The sequence below is a fragment of the Shimazuella sp. NTD248 genome (assembly GCF_059510395.1).
In genome coordinates this window covers 427,547-451,226 of sequence record NZ_JCAJZT010000002.1, presented here as the reverse complement: position 1 = coordinate 451,226, position 23,680 = coordinate 427,547, and the positions used below count along the sequence as shown (strand labels likewise).

18 protein-coding genes and 2 other annotated features are annotated in these 23,680 nt (G+C 36.9%); of the genes, 12 read left to right on the top strand and 6 right to left on the bottom strand.

Going from position 1 to position 23,680, the window contains the following annotated elements:
* The first annotated feature begins 119 nt into the window (after positions 1 to 119).
* Positions 120 to 938, top strand: coding sequence for a hypothetical protein (locus AC5WOE_RS06915; protein WP_496052205.1), 819 nt, complete (start codon positions 120 to 122; stop codon positions 936 to 938).
* A gap of 492 nt (positions 939 to 1,430) precedes the next feature.
* Here the strand turns inward: AC5WOE_RS06915 and AC5WOE_RS06910 are convergent, their stop codons facing one another.
* Positions 1,431 to 4,118 (bottom strand): valine--tRNA ligase, encoded by a 2,688-nt coding sequence (locus tag AC5WOE_RS06910; RefSeq protein ID WP_496052204.1) that lies wholly within the window; start codon positions 4,116 to 4,118, stop codon positions 1,431 to 1,433.
* A gap of 23 nt (positions 4,119 to 4,141) precedes the next feature.
* Positions 4,142 to 4,395 (bottom strand) — a binding site (T-box leader).
* Positions 4,396 to 4,577: 182 nt separating this feature from the next.
* Positions 4,578 to 5,657: an alpha/beta fold hydrolase gene (locus AC5WOE_RS06905; protein WP_496047905.1), complete on the bottom strand. Its 1,080-nt coding sequence runs from the start codon at positions 5,655 to 5,657 to the stop codon at positions 4,578 to 4,580.
* Between the two features lie 183 nt (positions 5,658 to 5,840).
* Here AC5WOE_RS06905 and AC5WOE_RS06900 point away from each other — a divergent pair, with 183 nt between their 5' ends.
* The 4 genes from AC5WOE_RS06900 to AC5WOE_RS06885 all read left to right on the top strand — a co-directional run bounded on the left by AC5WOE_RS06900 (position 5,841) and on the right by AC5WOE_RS06885 (position 9,961).
* Complete coding sequence (locus tag AC5WOE_RS06900; RefSeq protein ID WP_496047904.1) at positions 5,841 to 6,134, top strand: hypothetical protein; 294 nt, start codon at positions 5,841 to 5,843, stop codon at positions 6,132 to 6,134.
* 42 nt (positions 6,135 to 6,176) lie between these two features.
* Positions 6,177 to 6,422, top strand: a binding site (T-box leader).
* Between the two features lie 51 nt (positions 6,423 to 6,473).
* Complete coding sequence (locus tag AC5WOE_RS06895) at positions 6,474 to 8,036, top strand: 2-isopropylmalate synthase (protein ID WP_496049446.1); 1,563 nt, start codon at positions 6,474 to 6,476, stop codon at positions 8,034 to 8,036.
* A 21-nt stretch (positions 8,037 to 8,057) separates the two neighbouring features.
* Positions 8,058 to 8,528, top strand: a complete 471-nt coding sequence (locus AC5WOE_RS06890; RefSeq protein ID WP_496052203.1) for a YbaK/EbsC family protein — start codon at positions 8,058 to 8,060, stop codon at positions 8,526 to 8,528.
* Positions 8,529 to 8,773: 245 nt separating this feature from the next.
* Complete coding sequence (locus AC5WOE_RS06885; protein ID WP_496052202.1) at positions 8,774 to 9,961, top strand: low temperature requirement protein A; 1,188 nt, start codon at positions 8,774 to 8,776, stop codon at positions 9,959 to 9,961.
* 37 nt (positions 9,962 to 9,998) lie between these two features.
* Here the strand turns inward: AC5WOE_RS06885 and AC5WOE_RS06880 are convergent, their stop codons facing one another.
* The gene (locus tag AC5WOE_RS06880; RefSeq protein WP_496052201.1) at positions 9,999 to 11,363 is read right to left on the bottom strand and encodes an MATE family efflux transporter; all 1,365 of its coding nucleotides are present in this window, start codon (positions 11,361 to 11,363) and stop codon (positions 9,999 to 10,001) included.
* 474 nt (positions 11,364 to 11,837) lie between these two features.
* Here AC5WOE_RS06880 and desA point away from each other — a divergent pair, with 474 nt between their 5' ends.
* The 3 genes from desA to AC5WOE_RS06865 are packed head-to-tail and all read left to right on the top strand — an operon-like array spanning position 11,838 to position 13,665.
* Complete coding sequence (gene desA / locus AC5WOE_RS06875; protein WP_496049450.1) at positions 11,838 to 12,851, top strand: Delta(5) desaturase DesA; 1,014 nt, start codon at positions 11,838 to 11,840, stop codon at positions 12,849 to 12,851.
* Between the two features lie 55 nt (positions 12,852 to 12,906).
* Positions 12,907 to 13,263 (top strand): PadR family transcriptional regulator, encoded by a 357-nt coding sequence (locus tag AC5WOE_RS06870; RefSeq protein WP_496049451.1) that lies wholly within the window; start codon positions 12,907 to 12,909, stop codon positions 13,261 to 13,263.
* Positions 13,264 to 13,665 carry a permease prefix domain 1-containing protein gene (locus AC5WOE_RS06865; protein WP_496049452.1) on the top strand — a complete coding sequence of 134 codons (402 nt, stop codon included), beginning with the start codon at positions 13,264 to 13,266 and terminating at the stop codon, positions 13,663 to 13,665.
* A 143-nt stretch (positions 13,666 to 13,808) separates the two neighbouring features.
* On the opposite strand, the gene AC5WOE_RS06860 is transcribed toward AC5WOE_RS06865, so the two are convergent.
* The 3 genes from AC5WOE_RS06860 to AC5WOE_RS06850 form a co-directional block, all read right to left on the bottom strand.
* Positions 13,809 to 14,270, bottom strand: a complete 462-nt coding sequence (locus AC5WOE_RS06860) for a VOC family protein (RefSeq protein WP_496049453.1) — start codon at positions 14,268 to 14,270, stop codon at positions 13,809 to 13,811.
* A 14-nt stretch (positions 14,271 to 14,284) separates the two neighbouring features.
* Positions 14,285 to 14,716, bottom strand: a complete 432-nt coding sequence (locus AC5WOE_RS06855) for a MarR family winged helix-turn-helix transcriptional regulator (RefSeq protein WP_496049454.1) — start codon at positions 14,714 to 14,716, stop codon at positions 14,285 to 14,287.
* A 142-nt stretch (positions 14,717 to 14,858) separates the two neighbouring features.
* Positions 14,859 to 15,296 carry a DUF350 domain-containing protein gene (locus AC5WOE_RS06850; RefSeq protein WP_496049455.1) on the bottom strand — a complete coding sequence of 146 codons (438 nt, stop codon included), beginning with the start codon at positions 15,294 to 15,296 and terminating at the stop codon, positions 14,859 to 14,861.
* A gap of 242 nt (positions 15,297 to 15,538) precedes the next feature.
* Between AC5WOE_RS06850 and AC5WOE_RS06845 the strand changes: the two genes are divergently transcribed.
* The 4 genes from AC5WOE_RS06845 (at position 15,539) to AC5WOE_RS06830 (ending at position 23,679) form a co-directional block, all read left to right on the top strand.
* Positions 15,539 to 17,161: a SulP family inorganic anion transporter gene (locus tag AC5WOE_RS06845; protein ID WP_496049456.1), complete on the top strand. Its 1,623-nt coding sequence runs from the start codon at positions 15,539 to 15,541 to the stop codon at positions 17,159 to 17,161.
* Between the two features lie 202 nt (positions 17,162 to 17,363).
* The gene (gene helD, locus AC5WOE_RS06840; RefSeq protein WP_496049457.1) at positions 17,364 to 19,688 is read left to right on the top strand and encodes an RNA polymerase recycling motor HelD; all 2,325 of its coding nucleotides are present in this window, start codon (positions 17,364 to 17,366) and stop codon (positions 19,686 to 19,688) included.
* 257 nt (positions 19,689 to 19,945) lie between these two features.
* The gene (locus tag AC5WOE_RS06835) at positions 19,946 to 21,367 is read left to right on the top strand and encodes a PTS mannitol transporter subunit IIBC (RefSeq protein ID WP_496049458.1); all 1,422 of its coding nucleotides are present in this window, start codon (positions 19,946 to 19,948) and stop codon (positions 21,365 to 21,367) included.
* A 185-nt stretch (positions 21,368 to 21,552) separates the two neighbouring features.
* Positions 21,553 to 23,679, top strand: a complete 2,127-nt coding sequence (locus AC5WOE_RS06830) for a BglG family transcription antiterminator (RefSeq protein WP_496052200.1) — start codon at positions 21,553 to 21,555, stop codon at positions 23,677 to 23,679.
* Position 23,680 lies beyond the last annotated feature (1 nt).

Here is a 23,680-nt window from a genome sequence, read left to right as displayed (position 1 = left end):
CTCAGATCATATAGGTACTGGACTATTATTAGATGAATTCCACTTCAGTCCAATCTAGATTCATTAACCCACATAAACATATAAGGAGTCATAAACATATAAAAGGAGGTTTCCGATCAATGGATGATATCCAGAAGAAAACGGATTCTGATCCGGTCACAGATGAAGAAGCACTTTTAACAGCTTCGAAACAGGAAAGCGATTTGGAGTGGAAACGGTTTATCCAAAAAGAGTTGGGGAAAACGGATTCTAATCCGATCGCAGATGAAGAAGTACTTTCGGCAGTTTCGAAACCGGAGAGCGATTCGGAGTGGAAGTTGTTTGTTCAAAAGGAGTTAGATAAATTAGAGAATCAAGAAAAGGGTGGAGAAAAAGAAGACTCAGAGAAATCATCGGTTGAGAAGGAGTCTACTCTCAGTACCCTTATCGAGAATATGCCTGTAGAAAAATTGGTCAATTCGGCATTACGAATTATTACTAAAAAAATAGAACCGAAAAAAACAGAGCCGGAAAAAGCAGAACAGGAAAAAACAGAGCCGAAAAAAACAAAACGGAAAAAAACAGAACAGGAAAAAACAGAATCGAAAAAAACAGAATCGAAAAAAACAGAGCCGGAAAAAACAGAGCTGAAAAAAACAAAACAGAAAAAAACAGAACAGGAAAAAACAGAGCCGAAAAAAACAAAACGGAAAAAAACAGAACAGGAAAAAACAGAATCGAAAAAAACAAAACGGGAAAAAACAGAACTGAAAAAAATAGAGCCTGAAAAAACAGAGTCGAAAAAAACAAAAGGGGAAAAAACAGAACTGAAAAAAACAGAATTGGAAAAAACGGAGCCGAAAAAAACAAAACGAAAAAAAGCAGAGCTGGAAAAAACAGAATCGAAAAAAATAAAACCGAAAAAAACACAACCTAAAAAACAGAACCGAAAAAAATAGAGTAAAAAAATTGCTGGTAAGGAAGAAAGGTTTCAATTATATACATGTATCGATAGCAGCTTCTGGAGAAAAAAGGTGATGCCTACAAAAGTTTTTTATATCGTTTATTCGATGAGTTCGCAAATGACTTCACCTCGCCATCTTAGAGGTGGGAGTCCTCTTGTGCGAATTTGAGAGAATATTACTAGCTATAATGAAATGTTGAAGCTTGAAGACTGACAGTTACTTTGCGGACGTAATGCTTGGAGAAACTGTTTACAGTACACAAGGTTTTGACCTATACATATTACGGGGATGAATGACATGGGGGAGTAGATCACCTTGACATGGAAGAGGTTGGAGGTTCAATTCCTCTACTGCCGACCAAAGGAGCTCCTTAGACTGCATGAAAGAGGATGAAGAAACGAGGTTATCGATTACATCTGAAATGGAACCAGACAATAAACCGTAAATAAAAAGGGATGAAAACGATTAATTTCATCCCTTCGTCTATTAGTTTTGAAGTTCAGCCAGACGGGTTTTTACTTTTACTCTTTTTTCAAGATAATCCTTCTCTTTATTTCGTTCCTCTTCTATTACATGTGCAGGTGCTTTACCAATAAATCCTTGATTGGATAATTTCTTTTGCACACGATTTACTTCAGAATCTAGTATTTTTAATTCTTTCTCTAAGCGGTTCAATTCTTGTTGGATATCAATCAATCCTGCTAGTGGCAAGAGTATTTCAGCTCCTGTCACCACTCCACTGATGGTTTTCTCTTGGATGGAAATGTTCGAATCAATGGTCAAACTATCAGCATTACATTGTTTACGAATCCATTGTTCTCCATCTTGCAAATGATGTAGTGTCTTTTCATTATCTGGTTTTATAAAGATGTTTATTTTTTTACCCATAGGTGCATTCACTTCAGCGCGTATATTTCGAACGCTTCGAATGACTTCCTTATAGAGTTTCATTTGTTCTACTGCTTTAGGGTACTGGTATTGATTTTGTGAAATTGGCCAATCAGCGGTTACAATGCTTTTTCCCTCATGAGGAAGATTCTGCCATATTTCTTCTGTTACAAAAGGCATAAATGGATGTAACAGTTTTAAAATGTTGTCTAATGTGTAACAAAGAACGGAACGAGTAGTTAATTTAGCCTTTTCCTCATCTCCATAGAGAGAGAGTTTAGCAAATTCGATGTACCAATCGCAGAATTCATCCCAGACAAACTCGTACAAGGTTTTACCTGCTTCATTGTAGTGATAACTATCAAGTTGTTTCGTGACTTCAGAAATTGTTTCTTGCAGTCTGGTGAGAATCCATTTATCTGCTGTGTTCAATTCACCAGATAAATCAATATCTTCAGCATCAAAGTCATCCAAATTCATGAGTACAAAACGAGAAGCATTCCAAATTTTATTGATGAAATTCCGTGCTGATTCAACCCTTTCCCAACGAAAACGGAGATCTTGACCTGGTGTTGAACCGGTAGAGATCATAAAACGCATTGCATCAGTACCATATTGATCAATGACATCCAATGGATCAATTCCATTGCCGAGGGATTTAGACATTTTAATTCCGTCAGCGTCACGAACCAAACCATGAATTAAAATATCTTGGAAAGGTTTTTTATCTGTAAATTCTAAAGCTGTAAATATCATACGTGCTACCCAAAAATAGATAATATCGTGTCCTGTAATAAGTACACTGTTTGGGAAATAACGCTTCAAGTCATTTGTTTCTTCCGGCCAGCCCATAGTGGAGAAAGGCCACAATGCGGAACTAAACCAAGTATCGAGTACATCTTCGTCTTGAGAGATATTGGAGCTGCTACAGTGTGAACAATTGGTTGGATTATCAAGAGTTACTGTTATTTCCTTACAGTTTTCACAGTGCCAAGCTGGAATTCGATGTCCCCACCATAACTGTCGAGAGATACACCAGTCGCGAATGTTTTCAATCCAGTCTAAGTAGAGTTTCTCAAAGCGTTCTGGAACAAATTGAACCTTGTCCTCGCTTTTTTGAAGGGCTACTGCTCTTTCAGCAAGTGGTTTCATTTTTACAAACCATTGTGTTGATAGGTATGGCTCAACAACTGCACCACTGCGTTCACTATGTCCAACGGAATGAATATGTTCTTCTATTTCTACTAATACTCCTGACTCTTGAAGATCAGCTATAACTTGTTTGCGTGCTTCAAAACGATCCAATCCTTGATACTTACCAGCATTTTCATTCATTTTTCCTGATTCGTCCATCACTACGATCTGTTGTAGATGATGACGTAGACCCATTTCAAAATCATTAGGATCATGAGCAGGAGTTACTTTTACTGCACCAGTTCCAAACTCTTTATCCACATATTCATCAGCAATAATTGGGATTTCTCGGTTTGTTAATGGAAGTTTAACGGTTTTACCAATTAAACCTTGGTATCTTTCATCATTTGGATGTACAGCAATAGCAGTATCACCAAGCATAGTTTCTGGACGTGTGGTAGCTACTTGAATAAAACCAGTACCATCTGTTAGAGGATAACGTAAATGATGAAGTGCACCTTTTACTTCTTTATGGATAACCTCAATGTCAGAAAGTGCTGTTCGTGCTGCGGGGTCCCAGTTAATGATGTACTTTCCACGATATATCAAGCCTTTGTTAAATAAATCAACAAATACTTTTCGAACAGCTTGGGATAGTCCTTCATCCATCGTGAAACGTTCTCTGGAGTAATCCATTGAAAAGCCCATCTTTTTCCATTGTTCATGAATGATAGATGCAAAATGATGTTTCCACTCCCAAACTTTTTCGAGAAATTTTTCTCTGCCTAAATCATGACGAGAAATACCTTCTTCTCTCAGTTTTTCTTCTACTTTTGCTTGCGTTGCAATTCCAGCATGATCCATGCCAGGAAGCCATAAAGTATCAAAGCCTTGCATACGCTTCATGCGAATCAAGATATCTTGCAGAGTAAAATCTAGAGCATGACCCATATGTAACATACCTGTTACATTAGGTGGGGGCAAAACAATACTAAATGTCTCTTTGTTTTTATCCTCCGAAGCTTTGAAGAGTTCATGATCTAACCAAAATTGATACCTATCTTTCTCAACGGATTTTGGATCATACTTTGTTAGCATTGTGATTTCTTTTGTTGAACTTCCCAATGTGAAATCCTCCTTAAAAACACTCATAAAATATAAAAATCCCTTTCATCTCAAAGGACGAAGGGATTAATTCGCGGTACCACCTTTGTTAACAAAAGTACAATAAATACAATAGTACTCTTGTTCACTCGCACCTGTAACGTAGGTTTACGGCTCCAACTACTGATCAAAATTTTTGACTTTGGCGGAAGCACTCTGGAGTGACATTCAATAGTAAATCCCGAAGAATTTCACAGCTGCCACAAAGGCAAATTCTTCTCTCTGAAGGGTTATCCTATTTACTCTTCTCCGTCAATGGTTTTACATATGGTAAATATATTCTACTCAACATAATAGTAGAAAGCAACCTAAATATCATCCTCATTTTGTTTCATTTAGGATGAAGCCATACATTTTTCAAACTTGTTGTATAGATGGAAGTATTAGAAAAAGCATTGATCTGTCTTACTCCATTGAAAAATGGCGACAGTCGATGCTTTTTTGTGTTTAGTTTTGAGTGCCAAAATGTTGATTTGTCCAGTTAAGAGCATAGGTGAACCAATCTTGATTGTTTTTCATGAAATTAATATCATGTCCTGCATTTTTCAGAACATAAGCATCAACGGAAGGAACATTCGGTCCCAAGTATGGTTTTTCTATATTTGTCACTGCTTTAGGTGTAGAACAGTCAGCATCTGATCCACAAAAGAGATAATCCTTTTCGCCCATCACCAAAAGTACAGGTACGCGGATGTCTTGGATTGTATTTAGCGAAAGGAGAAGGCTCGTAATTTCTGTAATGGTAAGGGTTTGTTTTAGTTTCTCATCCTGAGCAATAACAGCAGAATCGACATCTCCTGGCTTCATGAATGATTGATAACGGGTATTTGGACGAGTGGTCAGATATCCAAGATCTTGTCCCAAAAGACCAAATCTAGGATCAAGTGAAGCAGGATAAAGGTTTAGTGTGAGTTCAACTTTCTCGAGTGTATTACTCTGAAAGCCCCTTACCGGGTCTGTTAGAATGACTCCATCAACATCTTGATAGCGGGTGGCTTCTTCCATTGAAACATGGGAACCGTAGGAGTGTCCGACTTCAATTACTTTGCTATAAGCGATAGAGCCATTGGGACCAGCCACTTTTCCTCCTCGAAGGGCTTGTACCAGCTGATGGGCTACCCATGCATCCGAAGCCATATCAATACTTGTACTGAGTGGATGCGAACTTTTTCCTGATCCAATTCGATCAACATTTAAAGTTGCATATCCTGAATTGATCGCTGCATCTACATAGGAATATTGACCATCAAATCCTGGAAAATCCCAGTAATTATGATCGTAAGTGATTCCATGCAGGAGAAGTTGGATAGTAGAAGGAGTCTTCCCTTTAGGTAAGCAAAGTTCTCCATAAACCAACTGATTAACAGGGCCGCTAGGAGTAAGAGAAACAGGAATATTACTAGCATAGCACTGCTTTTCAGGAATGGGTTCCGCAAATATAGTCTGACTTTCAAAGAGAGGAACAAAAATAGACAGCGTGATTACGAACAATATAATAGATACTTGCTTAAAACGTCTGTAGATCAATTTATCGTCCTCCTTTTTGGTGTGCTTTCTCTGAAAGATGTAGATAGAGAACGTAACAAGTTTTAAACAGTATACTCCATAATAAGAATGAAATAATAGTTACATTTTAGCAAATTATTATAATTTAAATATAACTATTATTTTATATTAAAACAATGATCATGATCTATTAAGAAGTAGCCGTTGCCTGATGGGTTTGTACAACTGGTAAATCGATATGAATATCTTTTGGTTAACAGTTCGATGATTCGATCAAAGAAACGTGGATACAATTCTCGATTTGCAATCGCATTTTTACCATTTGCAGCACAGAAAGAAGCCCCAAACCTTCACCTTCTTCAAATCGAGAGACCTGTATGTCAATGGACGCTTTATTTAAACTGGAAAGAGGATCATTATTTTTCTCAAGCAGCACTTCAGTTTCGTGATTTTGTAATTCAATTTTTTGGTGAAGTAAAGCAAATCGACTGGTGTTGACAAAGGTAAAGAAAAAAGTTAAGATTTCATTTAAATCAAATATTGTCTGCAAAGATTGGAAATAGTAGAAGGAAGTATTAGTTTTTAGAGAGCCAATGGTTGGTGGAAATTGGCATCTAATCTCCTTTGAACTCATCCATGAGCTACTCCCTGAACAACTCATTAGTAAGGGATGTCGGTTTTCTGCCGTTAACAAGATAGATAGTGTTGGCTATCGAAAACGAGTGGATTAATCATGTTTGGGTTAATCAATTAGAGTGGTACCGCGAGCAAAGTCTCGTCTCTATTTTATATAGAGGCGGGGCTTTTTTAATATAAAAAAGATGAGGAGAGATTAAGATGACGAGAAAGATATGGGTGTTCGATACGACTTTGCGTGATGGAGAGCAAGTTCCTGGAGCAAAGCTAAATCTTTATGAAAAGGTTGAGGTAGCCCAGCAGTTGAGAAAACTGCAAGTGGATATCATTGAAGCTGGTTTTCCTGCATCCTCAACTGGTGACTTTCAAGCGGTAAAAGCAGTAGCAGAGAAAGTAGGAAATACGGATGACTTGATGATCACCGCATTGGCAAGAGCAGTGAAATCGGATATAGATGCAGTGTATCACAGTGTGAAATATGCAGTGAATCCCTTGATACATATCGTTTTAGGGACATCTGATATCCATGTGGAGAAAAAGTTTGGTAAATCCAAAGATCAAATTCTCGATATTGGAATAGAAGCGGTCAAATATGCAAAAACATTGCTACCTGATGTTCAGTATTCTACAGAGGACGCATCCCGTTCTGATTTTGAATATTTGTGGTCCACTATTGAAGCAGTAGTTAAAGCTGGAGCCACCATTATCAATGTTCCGGATACAGTAGGATATGCAGTTCCAGAAGAATTTGGAGAACTGATCTTTAAATTAAACGATCGGTTGAAAAATGTAAACGATAAAGTATTACTGAGTGTACATTGCCACAATGATTTAGGGATGGCGACTGCGAACACATTAGCTGCGATAAAAAATGGAGCAGATAAAGTGGAGTGTACAATCAATGGAATTGGAGAGCGTGCAGGAAATGCTGCTTTAGAAGAAGTAGTGATGGCACTTCATACTCGCTCAACCGTTTACGGTGCCTATACCGATATCAACAAAAAAGAAATCATAAATGCATCCAGATTGGTTAGCAGTTTTATGGGCTTGGATGTACAAGTCAACAAAGCGATTACAGGTGGAAATGCCTTCGCTCATTCTTCTGGTATTCATCAAGATGGATTGTTAAAATCGAGAGATGCTTATGAGATTATCCGTCCAGTCGAGATCGGATTGGAAGATATGGAGCTGGTTTTGACTGCACGTTCCGGTCGACACGCAGTCAAAAATGCTTTATGCAAACTAGGGTTTCAATCATTAACAGAACAGCAATTTGAAGGGATTTTTGCAGCTTTTCTAGCGCTGGCAGATGCGAAAAAAGAAGTATACGATCATGATCTATATGTATTAGTGGAAAACTATTATCGAGAACACGAGAAAAATCAAGATATGATGTACAGTGATCAGTTTTATGAATTAGTTGATCTGCAAGTCATTAGTAATACAACTTTTCCGTCTGCGAGTATTCATTTGAAAAAAGGTGATGAGACAATAAAGGGAAGCAGTGTTGGAGATGGTCCGATCGATGCACTTTATTCAGCTATCACGGATGGGTGTGGCTTTGATGTAAAATTAATGGAATATCATATTAGTAGTGTATCCAGAGGGAAAGAAGCTTTAGGGAAAGTAAAGATTCAAGTGGAATATAAAGGGAATACCTATACAGCAAAAGCAACAGATACGGATATTATGAAGGCAAGCGCACTAGCTTATATCAACGCAATAAATAGTATTGTAGTAGAACACTTGATTTTAGTAAATTAGGAAACTGTGAGGTTCCATAGTATGAATGAAAGAGTACAGACAGTAGAACAAATTCTTCAAGATATTGGACATTCCCATGAAATCGTCACATTACCGGATGATGCTCATACGGCTCTTGCAGCAGCGGAGGCGATTGGATGTGAAGTGGCACAGATCGCTAAATCGATTATCTTTCAGTTAGAGGTTTCAAAAACTGCGTTGCTAGTAGTAGCCAGCGGGATAAATCGGATTGATGAATCAAAAGTAGAGGACATAGTAGGAGAAAAACTTGCAAAAGCAAATGCCAACTTTGTCAGAAAACAAACAGGCTTTGTCATCGGTGGAGTAGCACCCATTGGGCACAGTAATCCGATACAGATTTTGATCGATGAAGATTTACTGCAATACGAAATCATATGGGCAGCAGCAGGACATCCGAAGACGGTGTTTCAGATGACACCGGATGAATTGGTGCAGATGACAGGTGGAAAAGTTGCAAACGTGAAAGAATAAATATAAAGAAGGAGTTGAACATTGATTCAACTTCTTTTTGTTTAATAAGAAATTTTTCAATGTGAAATATATAGTATAATCAGATAGTCAAATCCACCACAAAGTTAGGCCTTAGGTGCACTCTCTTGGAGATTGTATCTGGGTCGGAGCTCGTTTATCCGTGTATTTATCAGGAGAATGAAGAACAGATAAAATTTCGATTCAATGATATAGAAAGGCTATAAGGATTTCAAAGGAGGAAGAAAGTGAAGGATCGATTACGTTCCTATTTGGGGATATGGTGGAGAAAACCTATCCTACAAACCAATGGAGAGGAACGAAAAGCAACTTGGTTGGAATTGTTCTATGATCTAGTGTTTGTAGAGATTTTTGCAGGTATTTCTTCGAATTTAGAACATCATTTAAGCCTATATGCGATAGCAAAATTTTTACTGATCTTTACTTCAGTCTGGCTAATTTGGCATAGTTCAACCATCTATAACGAACGCTATGAGATGGATGATGTCCGGCATCGTTTTTTTACTTTCCTGAAAATAATTTGTTTAGCTGGTATGGCTTATTCTACAAAAAATATAGAGACAGATTCAGTTAATATTTTTGTTATCTTTTTTATCATGGCACGATTGATACAGATTTATCTTTGGTTATCTGCTGGATATTACCATCATTTAATGAAAAATTTATCACAAAAGTATACGATTGGTTTTAGTATTGGACTTATTTTCTGGATAATTTCTATATTTGTTGATGGACCGTTACGCTATATTTGTTGGATAACTGGGATATTTGTGGATCTATTCACTCCCATATTCACCTTAAAAGATCAAGAAAAACTTCCCCCCCTCAGTCAATCTCATCTTCCAGAACGTACAGGTTTACTTACCATGTTAGCGATTGGAGAAATGGTGGCCGGGGTAATCCACGGTGCTTCAACTGTTGCAAACATATCTAGTTCTGTAATTTGGAGCAGCTTAATTGGTTTAATCCTATCATTTGGAGTATGGTGGGTGTATTATGATCAAATAATGTATCGATCCTTTCGCGGTAGGTGGTATACGATGATATGGATATATCTTCATTTACCGCTCTGCATGTCCATCGCTCTGCTTGGAACCGGAATTTTAAATGTGATTGTGGGAATGAACAATAATAGTTATATGGAACATTGGTTTCTCTGTATTAACGCCGGAATTCTTTTGATATGTATAGGTTATATTGGTATTGTTAGTAGTTTTGTAGGTATAAAAAATAACATTGATTTTAGTAATCAGTATCGGAAGATTGCTATATCTAGTATGATCTCAGGAGTTTTAGCGATTGCATGTGGATTATTATTTGATGGGCAGTCTAACTTTATTATTTTAATAATTCTAACCCTTATTATCTTATACCAAGTAGTATGTGGTTTATTCTTTTGGAGACATCAGAAATAATTTGCAGCACCTCTCCTTAATCGAGAGGTGCTTTCGCTTATGAACCTACCACACTGTCTTTATCCTTTGGAATCCATCCACGACAATAAAATCGCAGAAAAGCGAAGATACAAAGAATGAGCCAGTATCCCATTTCGATAAAGAACAAGCTCCGATAGTTCCATTGGTTGTTGATTGCAAACCACACACCTGCGCAGTAGCAAATGGAACTGATGAAATCAGTCAACATCAGCCACTCGTTGTACGTGACCCCGATGAGGGACTGCGTCACACACTTATAAATGCCCCAAATGCTATCCATGATGACCAGCATCATAAGCATCCAGTAACTCATATGTGTGATGTGTGAGTCATGGGTAAAGAGTTGGATAATCCACTTGCCTGTCAAAAGTTCCAGTGTCAGCAGGAGCCCGTATACACCAACCATCACCTTGATCGCCCAATTGCAATAGCGCAGGGAATTTTTATAGTTTTTCATCCCATATTGCTCTCCTACCAAAGGGATCAGTGCACTGGAAAATCCAGTGACCCAGGCGACATTGATAGTGTTTTTAATTTGCCATGCGATGCGATAGGCAGCAAAGGCATCTTCACTTCCAAGCTTCAACATAGCATAGTTGAAGGTATTGGTGACGGACCACCCAGCCAAAAGGGCTGCTGCGTTAGGTAGTGATTGCTTGATTATTTTTTTCTGTAGTGTCCAGTTGACTTCAACCGTAAAGTCAACCTGTGAAAACACCTTTTTTTGCAGCTTATTTCGCCACATATAAACTGCTCCGATTGTGGTGGAGAGAACAGTTGCGACGGCTGCTCCTTTAACACCTTGGTGTAGATAGAAGATACAGAAGTAATCGAGTGGCAGATGAATGAGATTCATTCGCCAGCCAGTTTGAAAAACAGACCTGCTATCTTTAACACCTCTAAGGATAGCTCCCATCGTTTGCATCAGCCATGTTACGATGGAGCAACCTCCGACAATACGGAGATAGGTTGACGCTTCTGCTGAGGTCTGTGTATCTACACTGAAGAAGGAAACCATCTCATGTGCAAAGCAGATGATTAAAATGCCGCCAAGCAGACCGAGAACTGCAGTTAGGATCAAACCTTGTACAGCGACAAGTCTGATCTGGTCATCCTGATTCGCCAATGGTTCGTCTTTTTCTAGAAGATTTTCACCACCTTTGCTTTGTGCTACAAAAGCAGAGGTGGAGTTGGATACTGAAAACGCTACGGTGGCAATCGTTGCTAGGATCGTGGTACTGATTCCCACTGCGCTTACAGCAACTAGATTGATTTTTGCGACGAATACAGCATCGACGAGATTGAGGCTCAGTTGAAAGACTTGTGTGAGAATGTTGGGCCACGCCTCTTTCCATAGGTTTTTTACATATGGAAGTGACACTTGAACTCCTAGATGTCGAGAAACAATATCTTTCTAATAGGATTATACTAGATGGAACCAATTATTTGTTAACTTATAACTTTTTAGAATTGAATATTAAAGAAATGAAGAAATTACATGTGAAGTCGAACGTAATGAAATACAGCAAGTTTAGCAACAAAGATTAGATAAAAAGCCATTCATCGTTAATCAGATGAATGGCTTTTTTTAGAAGTCTGTGAAAAGAAATATGTCTAATAGAGTAAATCAACCTTAAATTACTCTATCAAAGAAAGTAAAAAGATGTGTGTATTTAAAAGTATCAAGATGAATAAGGTGTTTGAAGAAAAAAGAAAGCAGTTGATTTATTCTATGTGATAGAGTACTATTGTTGGTAATTACTCTATGAGGAAAAGTAATTTGAGTATAGAAATATTCAATTCATGGAGCAATAAATCTTAGACGAAATGATCATTCAATTAGGAGGATTTATAAATGACAGAACACAATAAAGATAACTGGCGACAGATGATCGCCCCATATGAGAAATCCAATATGAAACGTAGTATTTGGCAATTAAGTAATACATTTATTCCTTTTGTACTACTTTGGTATGCAACTTATTGGAGTTTATCTGTTTCTTATTGGCTGACTTTGCCCTTGGCAACCATAACTGGAGCTATTTTAGTTCGAATCTTTATTATTTTTCATGATTGTTGTCATGGGTCTTTCTTTGCTAGCAGAAGAGTGAACCGTATCGTAGGAACGATTACTGGTATACTCACGTTTTGTCCATATGATCAATGGAAATACAGTCATTCCCGTCATCATGCTACTAGCGGAAACTTAGATAAGCATGGAGAAGGGGATATTTGGACACTTACCGTAGAAGAGTATTTAGCACTGCCGAAATTGAAACGACTAGCATATCGACTCTATCGAAATCCCATTATCATGTTTGGTCTTGGCCCTATTTATATCTTTCTTATCGAATATCGATTTAATCGAAAAGGTGCAAAACAGAAAGAGAAAAATAATACGTATCTAACAAATGTTGCGATCGTTGGAACCATAACTTTGTTTTGTTGGTTGATTGGCTGGAAAGCGTTCTTACTCGTGCAAGGACCTATCTTTTTTATTTCTGGTTTAATAGGTGTTTGGCTGTTTTATGTTCAACACCAATTTGAAGGTGCTTACTTTGAAAAAGAAGAAAATTGGAATCATGTAGATGCTGCTTTGCAAGGAAGTTCTTTTTATAAATTGCCTCGTATATTACAGTGGTTCACTGGTAATATTGGTTTTCATCACATTCATCATTTAAGCAGTCGTGTTCCTAATTATTATCTGGATAAAGCACATAAAGATAATGAATTATTTCAAGAGGTTGAACCGGTTACTTTTTTCTCTAGCTTCAAATCATTGCGATTTAAAATTTGGGACGAGAATCGGAAAAAATTAATGAGTTTTAGCTATATCAAAAAGTTCCTCCACAGCAAAAAAATAAGCTAACAAATTATGTCTTTTTATTCTGCGATTCCTCACTATAATAGAAGAATAGGCTCACATGTGGATTGATCATGCATTGGAGGGAAAAAACATTCGAAGTGATATTATTCGTGGACACTTGGACTCCATTATTTTACGGTTGATATTGGAGAAGGATCGATATGGTTATGAGATATCCAAGGAAATTAGCGAACGCACCAATGATCGATTTCACATAAAAGAAGCAACACTATATGCAGTTTTCCAACGGTTAAACCGTAAAGAACTTATCGAATCTTACTATGGCAGTATTACACATGGTAGCAAGCGAAAATATTATCGCATCACTCCGCTGGGGAAAGCCTATTTGCATGAAATAGTGAAGGAATGGCAGGAGACAAAAGATATTATTGATCTGTTTATGGAGGGAATGTGAGTGAAGACATTAAAACAACATGTGGAGAGACTTTTTAAGGATGTTCCGGAAAGTGATGAGAAAACGACAATTATACATGAGATTGTAGAAAATCTAGAAGAAAAAGTACAAGATTTAATGGCTGACGGGAAAGCAGAAGAAGATGCCATTAATAAAGTTATTGTTGAATTCGGTGATGTGCAAGAGATTAAACAAGAACTCATGCAAAAAACTCTTTCTCCCAAAAAGAATATGTCTAAAGTAAATTTAGGTTTTTCCATATGGGGAAGCCTGTTGATCATAGCTTTGTTTGTTTTTGCTAACTTTTACTACACTCCTCGTGAAATTTGGTTTGTCTATCCGACATTTGTCGTTTTATGGTGGCCCTTGTCCATGTTGTTCATTTGGATGCGATCCAAATAGGAGGGAAGACTCTCCACCATTTTGTTTCCCTCTTCTTTTTCACCTGTTTAAAAAAATTCAAGAAATAGTATACATATGGTAAAAACAAATATACATAAAAGAAAAACTGCCGTTGGTATTAACGACAGTTTTTTTATGCAATTTCACTTCGAGGGCCAAATAGCTTCTAATAAAATTCCATTTGTTTTGTCGATAAAGATCATATCTTTTAAGGACTCAATTTCATATATATCTGTCATTTCTATCTCAAATTTCAGTAATCGTTCGCGTAAGATAAGTGCACTTTCTTCATCAGGTAAGGAGAAAGCGATATGTTGCAATACACCGTCGACAAAAGAATTGGTTTGAAGAGATTCAGGTAGCAGTGTACCTCTTGGGAAGGAAATGATCTTAGCATGTGGATTTTCAAAGAAATGCAAACCTAATCCGTCACAAATACCAGGCTTAATAAATCCATGTCTTCCCCTTCCACCTTTAGCAGGGTAAATTTTCCCGATTTCCATTCCTAGTATATCTTGATAAAAGTGAATTGTTGTATCGAGATCAGGGGTTACAATGGCAATATGATGGAATCCTCCCCAAGGGGTTTTTGATCCATGATCCATATCTATACATCCTTTCACTTAGCTGTTAAATTTTCATAAGCTTGTCGCAACACTTTTACAGTTATTGCAATCTCTTCTTGAGGAATGTTATTTGACAATTTTTGATATACCAGTGATTTTGGATCCGGAAGGGAAGCCCATCTAATTTGCCCGGTTTTTGTCATCATTATTTGTTTGACTCGTCGATCCTTTGGATCTTCTTCTCTGAGAACCCAACCTTTACGAATCAGTGCATCAATCACACCAGTTAACGTGCCGGATTCTACATTCATCTGTTCTCGTAACTTTTTTATAGAAATTTTCTTTTCTGCATCTAAAATATGAAGCACTTGCCATTGGCTGTGTCCTAAGTCAAAAGGTTTTAATGATTCACTTATGTTATGGATCAAAACATGATTAAGTCGTCTTACCCAATGGCCCAGTTGTTGTTCGGATAAATCACTCAAGTGATCACCCTCCAAAAAAAGAGTCTGTACTCATTATATAGGCGCCGACATAACCACACAATGGAACAGCTGCTTCATTTTCTGTGTTTATCCATTATCCTTATTCATATACCCAAAAACACACCAATAATTGGTGTGCGTTTTAATAACTTACCAGTGCTGCAAGTAGTAAACCAGAAACAATACTCATGCGCGAAGAGAATATTCCAATAGCGACATTTCCTTTTGGTATTTCTTCAATAACATGAAAAGGAGTGAGCCACGCAAAAAGATAAAAGATGATGACTTGAAAAATGATTCCGATCAATCCCCAGATGAGTAGATCCAAAATACTTCCCGAGCTGATGACAACAGAGGCCACAACAATAGCAAGACCGATAATTTTCCCACTTAAATCATGAGCAGCAGCTTTGGCAGCAGCTATTTTTTGCGGGTCATTTGTAGCAGCTCCATCTTGGATGAGGCGATATTCGCGATAAGGAGTTGTATAAATGAAGACAAGAATCCCTATAATTAGAATCGGTAATGCGACAACGAGATACAGCAAAAAGTTTAAAATCGAATCCAACTGATCGTTCAATAAAATACCTCCAATTGTTGTTTCAAATTTATATTTACTTTTAAAGTACAATAGAAGTAATCAAAACAAAAGGTTATTTGCTTATTTTATTCGTATTTATATCTTTTTTCTTTGATAGGCAAGAAAAAAGATATAGTGAAATGTAACGTTTTTATGAAAGAAATTGTCAATGAATAGACATTTTTCACAAAAGAATATAAATTAGAAGGAAAAGGTAAAAATTCATGACAAAGGGGATAGGCATGTTTCGTGTATATCGTTTTCAAAATTATTCCTGGGCACGCTTACGTAAAGACGTAACTGCTGGAATCGTAGTTGGAATTGTAGCTTTGCCATTAGCGATGGCGATTGCAATCGCTTCTGGTGTTCGACCGGAGTATGGGTTATATACTACCATTATTGCAGGATTTCTGATTTCTTTATTTGGTGGTTCCTTTTTCCAAATAGGAGGACCTACAGCTACCTTCGTACCAGTTTTACTAGGTTTAACAATGGTATATGGGTATGAAAATCTCCTTCTGGCTGGACTATTATCAGGTATTTTACTGGTTTTGATGGGAATATTTAGATTAGGTGCAGTCATTCATTATATTCCAAAGCCTGTGACAATTGGGTTCACTGCTGGTATTGCTGTCATCATTTTCTCCAGCCAAATTCATACTTTTTTGGGGATGGAGAATATCAAAGATGGTCATATCCTGTATAAATTCAAGCAAATATTTGTTCAGCTGCATACTATTAGTTTTGCTAGTGTTGGAACAGCTCTGATATGTTTGCTGGTTATTTTTTTGGTTCAAAAGTTTTTGCCACAAATCCCTGCGCCTCTGGTAGGGTTAGTTGTTTCGAGTTTCATTGCCACATGGTTTTATCCTTCGCATGTTCAAACCATAGGAAGTACTTTTGGTGGAGTTCCTTCTACCCTGCCTGCTATTCATCTTCCTGAGATTACATGGAGTAAAATCGAGTTGCTATTTTTTCCTGCTGTTTCTATTGCTTTACTTGGAGCGATTGAATCTCTTCTGTCGGCTGTAGTATCTGATGGAATGACTAGTAAGAAACACCACAGTAATCGAGAATTAATTGGGCAAGGCGTTGCTAATATTGTGACACCTTTTTTCGGTGGGATTCCTGCTGCGGGAGCAATAGCTCGAACAGCAACCAATATTCGCAATGGAGCGACATCGCCTGTCTCTGGAATTGTTCATAGCATATTTGTTTTGCTTGTTCTGCTTTTTCTTTCCCCTTTAACGATGCATGTTCCACTCGCTAGTATGGCACCCATTTTAATGCTCGTTGCTTGGAATATGAGTGAACGAAAAGAATTTAAATTTGTATTGCGGTCAAAGACAAGTGATTCTATTGTGCTATGTGCAACATTCCTATGTATTGTACTGACTGATATTGCAATTGGCGTAATGGTTGGACTTGGGTTGTCCATTTTGTTCTTTGTTTTCCGAATGAGTAAAGAATTTGTAGTGAGAAAAGCAAACGTGGAACTACAAGAAAATGAAATAACACATGTATACACGTTAAAAGGACCTATTTTTTTTGGAACTGCAAAACGGTTGGCAGGTCTTTTGGCAAAAGATTTACCAAAAGATTATCTTATTCTCTCAATGGAGCATGTTCCGTATATGGATATCACGGCTGAAGCAGTATTGAGTTCGATTATTCGAAAGTGTAAGCAACATCAGGTGCAATTTATCCTCGCTGGTTTACAGACTCAGCCACTCGAATTGCTGCAAACGACAAGGTTATATCAAAGCTTAGATGAAAAATACGTGTTTAAAAATATAGAAGAAGCAAAAGATTTTGCAAAACAGCTCGAAATACAGTCTATTAATATCCAAGCGTATGAAAAGTAACAAAACGCATAAAAAAGAACTTGTCTGGTGTTACGAGACAAGTTCTTTAATTTTTATTTGCAAATGTACGAAAAACGTACTAGTATAGATGTACGACTTTAAAAGAAGGATATATATTTAGTCATTAATATCCAATTTAATTATACCATTTGCATCAGCTGATGTCAAACATTCTTTTACTAAGAACGTAAGGGGAATTAGGATGAGTATCTCAAAGGAAGATTGGAAAAAAGAGCAGCAGCGAGTGGAGCAAGTAACGAGCAAAATTGATACATCTTTGAGTAAATTCACAACAGAGACAGATAAGTTAAAGTCAGATATCGTCAAAATCCGCAAAGGTTTTTGGGATGATGTGACAGTTAATATGGAGGATTCAATAGAAGCAATAGAAACAGCGGCCAGCATCCGCCAACAAGCAGAAGTTTTATCTGAAAAAGAGCGAACTCACCGTCATACTGATCAACGTGTCGTTTTACTAGAAAAACTAAAAAATTCTCCCTACTTTGGACGTGTTGATTTTCAAGAGGATGGAGAAACAGAAGTAGAATCTGTTTATCTAGGATTAGGTTCTTTTTACGATGAAGATACAAGTGAGTTTCTTATTTATGATTGGCGTGCTCCTATCTCTAGTTTATATTATGATGCTTCTCCAGGAACAGCATCATTTGAGACACCAAGTGGATCGATTACAGGGGAAATGAAAATAAAACGGCAATTTTTGATTCGTCGTGGTGTGATCAAAAGTTTGTTTGATACCAGTGTTACCATTGGCGATGAGATGTTAAAAGAAGTTTTGGGACAGCAAGCTGATCCAAATCTTAAAAATATCGTTTCTACTATTCAAAAAGAACAAAATCAAATCATACGTGATGATAAAAGTCATTTATTGGTGGTTCAAGGTGCAGCTGGGAGTGGAAAAACATCCTCTGCTATGCAGAGAATGGCTTATCTTTTGTATCGGTTTCGAGAAACATTGAAAGCTGATCAAATCATGTTATTCTCACCAAATGCGATGTTTAATAGTTATGTGTCTACTGTACTTCCAGAGCTAGGTGAAGAAAACATGCTACAGTCTACATTCCAAAACTTTTTGGATCGTCGCTTAGGAAAGCAGTTTCGAGTAGAAGATCCATTCCATCAGTTGGAATATGCTTTGAATCCTAAAAATAATAACGATTACTTGGCGAGAATGGAAGGGATACGTTTTAAGTCCTCCCTTTTATTTCTAAATATGATGAATGATTATTTGACAAGCTTAAAACAATCCGGCTTTTTGTTTCGTGATATTCATTTTCGAGGGGAAGTAGCCATTTCTAAAGATGTAATCAGAAAGCAGTTTTACGATATGGATTCTAATATGTCCATTATTAATCGATTAGAGATCATTCAAAAGAAATTACAACAACAATTAAAGGAAGTGGAAGAAGCACAAAAAGATAAAGAGTGGGTGGAGAAAGAAATTGATCTTTTAGAAGAAGAAGTATATACGAAGGTACATCAACAACTACAAAAACAAAAGCGCTTTGCAGACAATACGTTTGACGATCATACAAGGGAATATGACATGCTTGCTTCCATTGTGATCAAACGTGCGTTTCGTGCTGTTTATCGTTTTGTCAATCGACTTTCATTTGTGAATGTCAAAGGGATATACAAGCAATTTTTTGATCCGAAAAAGACAGATAGCGATTTACCAAAGAACTGGAAACTTATTTGTAAACAGACAAAACAGCAGATCGATCAATCTATCTTGCCTTATGAAGACGCAACTCCTTATTTATTTGTGAAAGAATCCATTGAAGGATTTGAAACGAATCGTTCTATTCGTCATGTATTTATCGATGAAGCTCAAGACTATTCTCCATTTCAATTTGCATTTATCAAACATTTATTTCCCAAAAGCAAATGGACTGTTTTGGGGGATATTAACCAAACGATTCATGCTCATCAACTGGAGGATGGATTAACCCCATTGCTTGCTTGGTTTGAAACAGATCGATCCAAAAAAATTATATTTCATCGAAGCTATCGATCTACAAAGCCAATTATCTTATTTACGAGAGAATTACTTCCAAATGGAGAGAAGATAGAACCATTTGAACGTCCAGGCTTGTTTCCCATTCTTACCAAAGTGAATAATAAGGAAGAACTGAGGGAGAAATTGATTCAGCAAGTAAAAAAATCCCAAGAGAACCATACTTCTATTGCTATCATCTGTAAAACAAAGAGAGAAAGCGTAGAAGCGTATGAACTATTAAAAGAGAAAATGGATGTAATACTCATTAAAAATGGGAACAGCTCTTTTAAACAAGGAGTCGTTATCATTCCATCCTATCTGGCTAAAGGAATTGAATTTGACGTTGTTTTGGTTTATAACGCTTCAGATCAAGTTTACTATCGAGAAGAAGAGCGAAGATTGTTTTATACAGTATGTACAAGAGCGATGCATGAATTATATTTATTTTCATTGGGAGAAGCATCAAGGTTGATGAATAGAGTAAACAAAAATCTGTATGAAATACAGTAGTAACGGGAATCTATACTTTCAAATAGATAAAAATTCCCTTGTCTGCTTCAAATGCCATCATTATTCAGAGCAATTGTTTGTGGGGTAAAAAGAGGGAAGTCAGTGCTGAGGTCGGCGCAGTAACCCCTGTATAAAACTCATTTTAAAAATGGCAACAATCAGTTTGCCATTTTACTTTTTTGTATGAATGGAAAATAGAGTGAAAGCGCTTTAATATAAAACTGTAAGCATTTCACATTAGAAAGGAGTAGAGAAAAATGGTAAATTCCGTTGATAATACATCCAACTTGAAAGTGAGAATTCAAAAATTTGGTAGCTATTTGAGTGGGATGGTGATGCCTAATATTGGTGCATTTATTGCTTGGGGTATCATTACTGCTTTATTTATTCCAACCGGCTGGCTTCCGAACGAAGCATTAGCCAAATTAGTCAGTCCAATGATTACGTACTTGTTGCCTTTATTAATCGGTTTTACTGGTGGTCGATTGGTATATGATACTCGCGGTGGTGTAGTGGGAGCAACAGCTACTATGGGTGTCATTGTCGGAACAGATATCCCTATGTTTCTAGGCGCAATGTTGATGGGTCCTCTTGGAGGATATCTCATTAAAAAATTTGACAAGCTAATCGAAGGAAAAGTTAAATCTGGTTTTGAAATGCTAGTGAATAATTTTTCTGCTGGTATATTAGGAAGTGCATTAACTCTACTTGCATTTAAGGGTGTCGGTCCTATTGTGGAAGGACTAAGCAAAATTTTAGCATCTGGTGTGCAATTTGCTGTTAATCATCATATCCTTCCCCTAGCAAATATCATTATTGAACCTGCAAAGATTTTATTTTTGAATAACGCAATAAACCATGGAATCTTGAGTCCACTTGGAGTAGAACAAGCTGCTCAAACAGGGAAATCGATTCTATTCATGTTGGAATCCAATCCTGGCCCTGGTTTAGGAATCTTACTTGCTTATGTATTATTTGGAAGAGGAACCGCAAAACAAACGGCTCCGGGAGCAGCAATTATTCATTTTTTTGGTGGAATTCATGAAATCTACTTCCCATATATTTTAATGAAACCAATGCTGCTTATAGCAGTAATTGCCGGTGGTGTAAGTGGTACCTTTACATTTACGCTTTTCCATGCAGGGCTTGTCGCTGCGCCATCACCTGGCAGTATTTTTGCATATCTTGCAATGACACCAAAAGGTGGATACTTTGGAGTACTTGCTGGAGTACTGGTAGCTGCTGTAGTAACATTTCTAGTTGCTTCCCTTATTTTAAGGACAAGCAAAGCAGCAGATGAAGATTTAACTTCGGCAACTGAGAAAATGGAACACATGAAAGGGAAGAAAAGTTCTATTTCGTCTGTATTAACCAAAAATCAACCAGAAACTGTTACTCCAGATAAAGTAGACAAAATTGTGTTCGCGTGTGATGCAGGAATGGGTTCCAGTGCAATGGGGGCTTCGATATTGCGGAAAAAAATACAAAAAGAAGGTTTGGATATATTCGTCACCAACACTGCAATTAATAACCTTCCTTCCGATGCAGATATAGTTGTTACTCATAAAGACTTAACAGATCGAGCAATTGCTAAATTGCCAAATGCTACTCATATTTCAGTAGAAAACTTCTTGAATAGTCCAAAGTACGATGAGCTAGTAAATTCATTAAAAAAATAAAAGTTAAAAAAAGAAGCCCAGTGCTTCTTTTTATTTTTGTCAACAATTGCTTGGACGAAATTGTGTTTATCTTTGCTTCTAACAACAAGGAAGGAGCATTAGAATGAAAATAGATTGTATATCATTTCGATTTTGTCAACAACATAAGATTATAAATCATGAAACTATAAATCGGAGTGAGAGATTTGTATATATCAGCAAGAGAACGACAGCTGCTTGAAATTTTGTTATCCAATAAAGAGGAAATAACCGTTCGAAATCTCGCTGATCAAATCAAGGTTAGTGAAAGGACGATTCATCGGGATTTAAAGAATGTAGCTGATATCTTACGGGAATATAATCTTACATTAGAAAAAAAATCAGGTGTTGGCATCAATATAACAGGAGATACGACCAAAGTTCGTGAATTGGAACTATTTCTGTTCAGTCTTTTTCATACGGAATATACTCCTGATGAACGAAAAACTATTATCTTGTGTGAGCTGCTAGAAGCCAATGGTCCAGTGAAGCTTTTAGGTCTTGCAAACGACCTAAATGTGACGATTGCCACAGTGAGTGCAGACTTGACCAAATTGGAGGGAAAATTACAGACCTTTGGGTTATCACTCATAAGAAGAAGAGGGTATGGAGTAGAGATCACAGGGGAAGAAGAAGCAAAAAGGAGAGCAATGAGCTATCTCATCTCCGAATATCTCGATGAGTCCGAAATTTTATCTTTGACTCGTGGAAATATCCAAAAAAAATCCACATCACAAATCAATATGATTTCAGAAAGACTGATGGGTCTAGTAGAAAAGAAAAAGCTAATCATGGTAGAAAAAATAGTGGAGTCCATTGTACAAGAATTACCTTTTACTATGGCAGACAGTGCCTTTATTGGATTGGTTGTACATTTGGCACTCGCATTGGAGCGGATTCAAAAAGGTGAAGCTATTGCTATTGATCCATCTTATTTAAAAATACAACAGGCCACAAAAGAATATGCATTTGCGAAAAAAATAGGAGTTGAATTGGAACATTTTTTTCAAATGAACATACCAGAAGCAGAGATCGCTTACATTACGATGCATTTAAAGGGTGCAAAAGTAAGGCATGACCAGGAATATTTAATCGAGGATTCGAGCATGGAGGTTGCCATTAAAGCAAAGAATCTCATTGATTTTATTGGAAAACATACAAGAGTTGACTTATCAAAAAACCACTCTTTATTTGAAGGTTTGGTACTACATTTAAAACCGGCATTATTTCGGATGAAGCAAAAAATGAGAATTAGCAACCCTTTACTGGATAAAATCAAGCGAGATTATGTTGAACTCTTTTCTCTAGTGAAACAAGCAATGGGTACGGTATTTGATGATTTACTCGTTCCGGATGAGGAAATAGGCTATATTGTTATGCATTTTGGTGCTGCCATGATGGGAAATAAGTATGATGTGTATCTTAAGACACTAGTCATTTGTTCAAGTGGAATTGGGACTTCAAAACTATTAGCAACTAAATTACAAAAAGAGTTTCCTGAGTTGAAACAAATCGACAATATTTCTGCAATGGAATATAAGAAGATGAAAAAAGATCACGACTACCAGTTAGTCATTTCAACGATCCCCCTTCCAGATATTGATTTGGAACATATTGTTGTTTCTCCCTTTTTAACAAATGAAGAGATCCATCGAATTCGTTCCTATATCAACCAATATAAAATGGTACATGGTTCAGAAAGGGCATTTTCTGTTTCTTTTCGTGGGGAATTACCTATTAAAAATAGATCCTCATTTATAAAGGAAATGAAAAATATGAAAGAATATGCAAATACAATCGCGGTCATTCTGGAAGGTTTCGAATTAATTAATCTAAATTCACACCAATCAATAGAAAAGATTTTATATCAAGCCTGCAAGAGACTTTTTGAACTGCGGAAAATCGAACATCCTGATAGGATCGTAAGAGAAATACTGGAAAGACAGAGAGCAGGAGCATTGGGTATTCCAGGGACAGCAATGGGTTTATTCCATACACGATCATCTCATATTTTAGAACCTAATCTCTCGATTTATAGGTTACATGAGCCAATTGAGGTGGAGGGGATGGATATGGATATCGTGAAGATGGAATCACTTATTTTGCTCTTATCCCCTTTAGAATTGTCTGAACAAGGATTGGAAGTGTTGAGTCATATTAGCTCGATGTTAATTGAAAACGATGAAAACATCTCTATTTTTCAATCCAATGAAGCAAAAAAAGTGACCAATCTTCTGATCACAAGATTTGACCTTTTTTTAGATGAAAAAAGAAAGCAACCTAGGAGTGAATAAG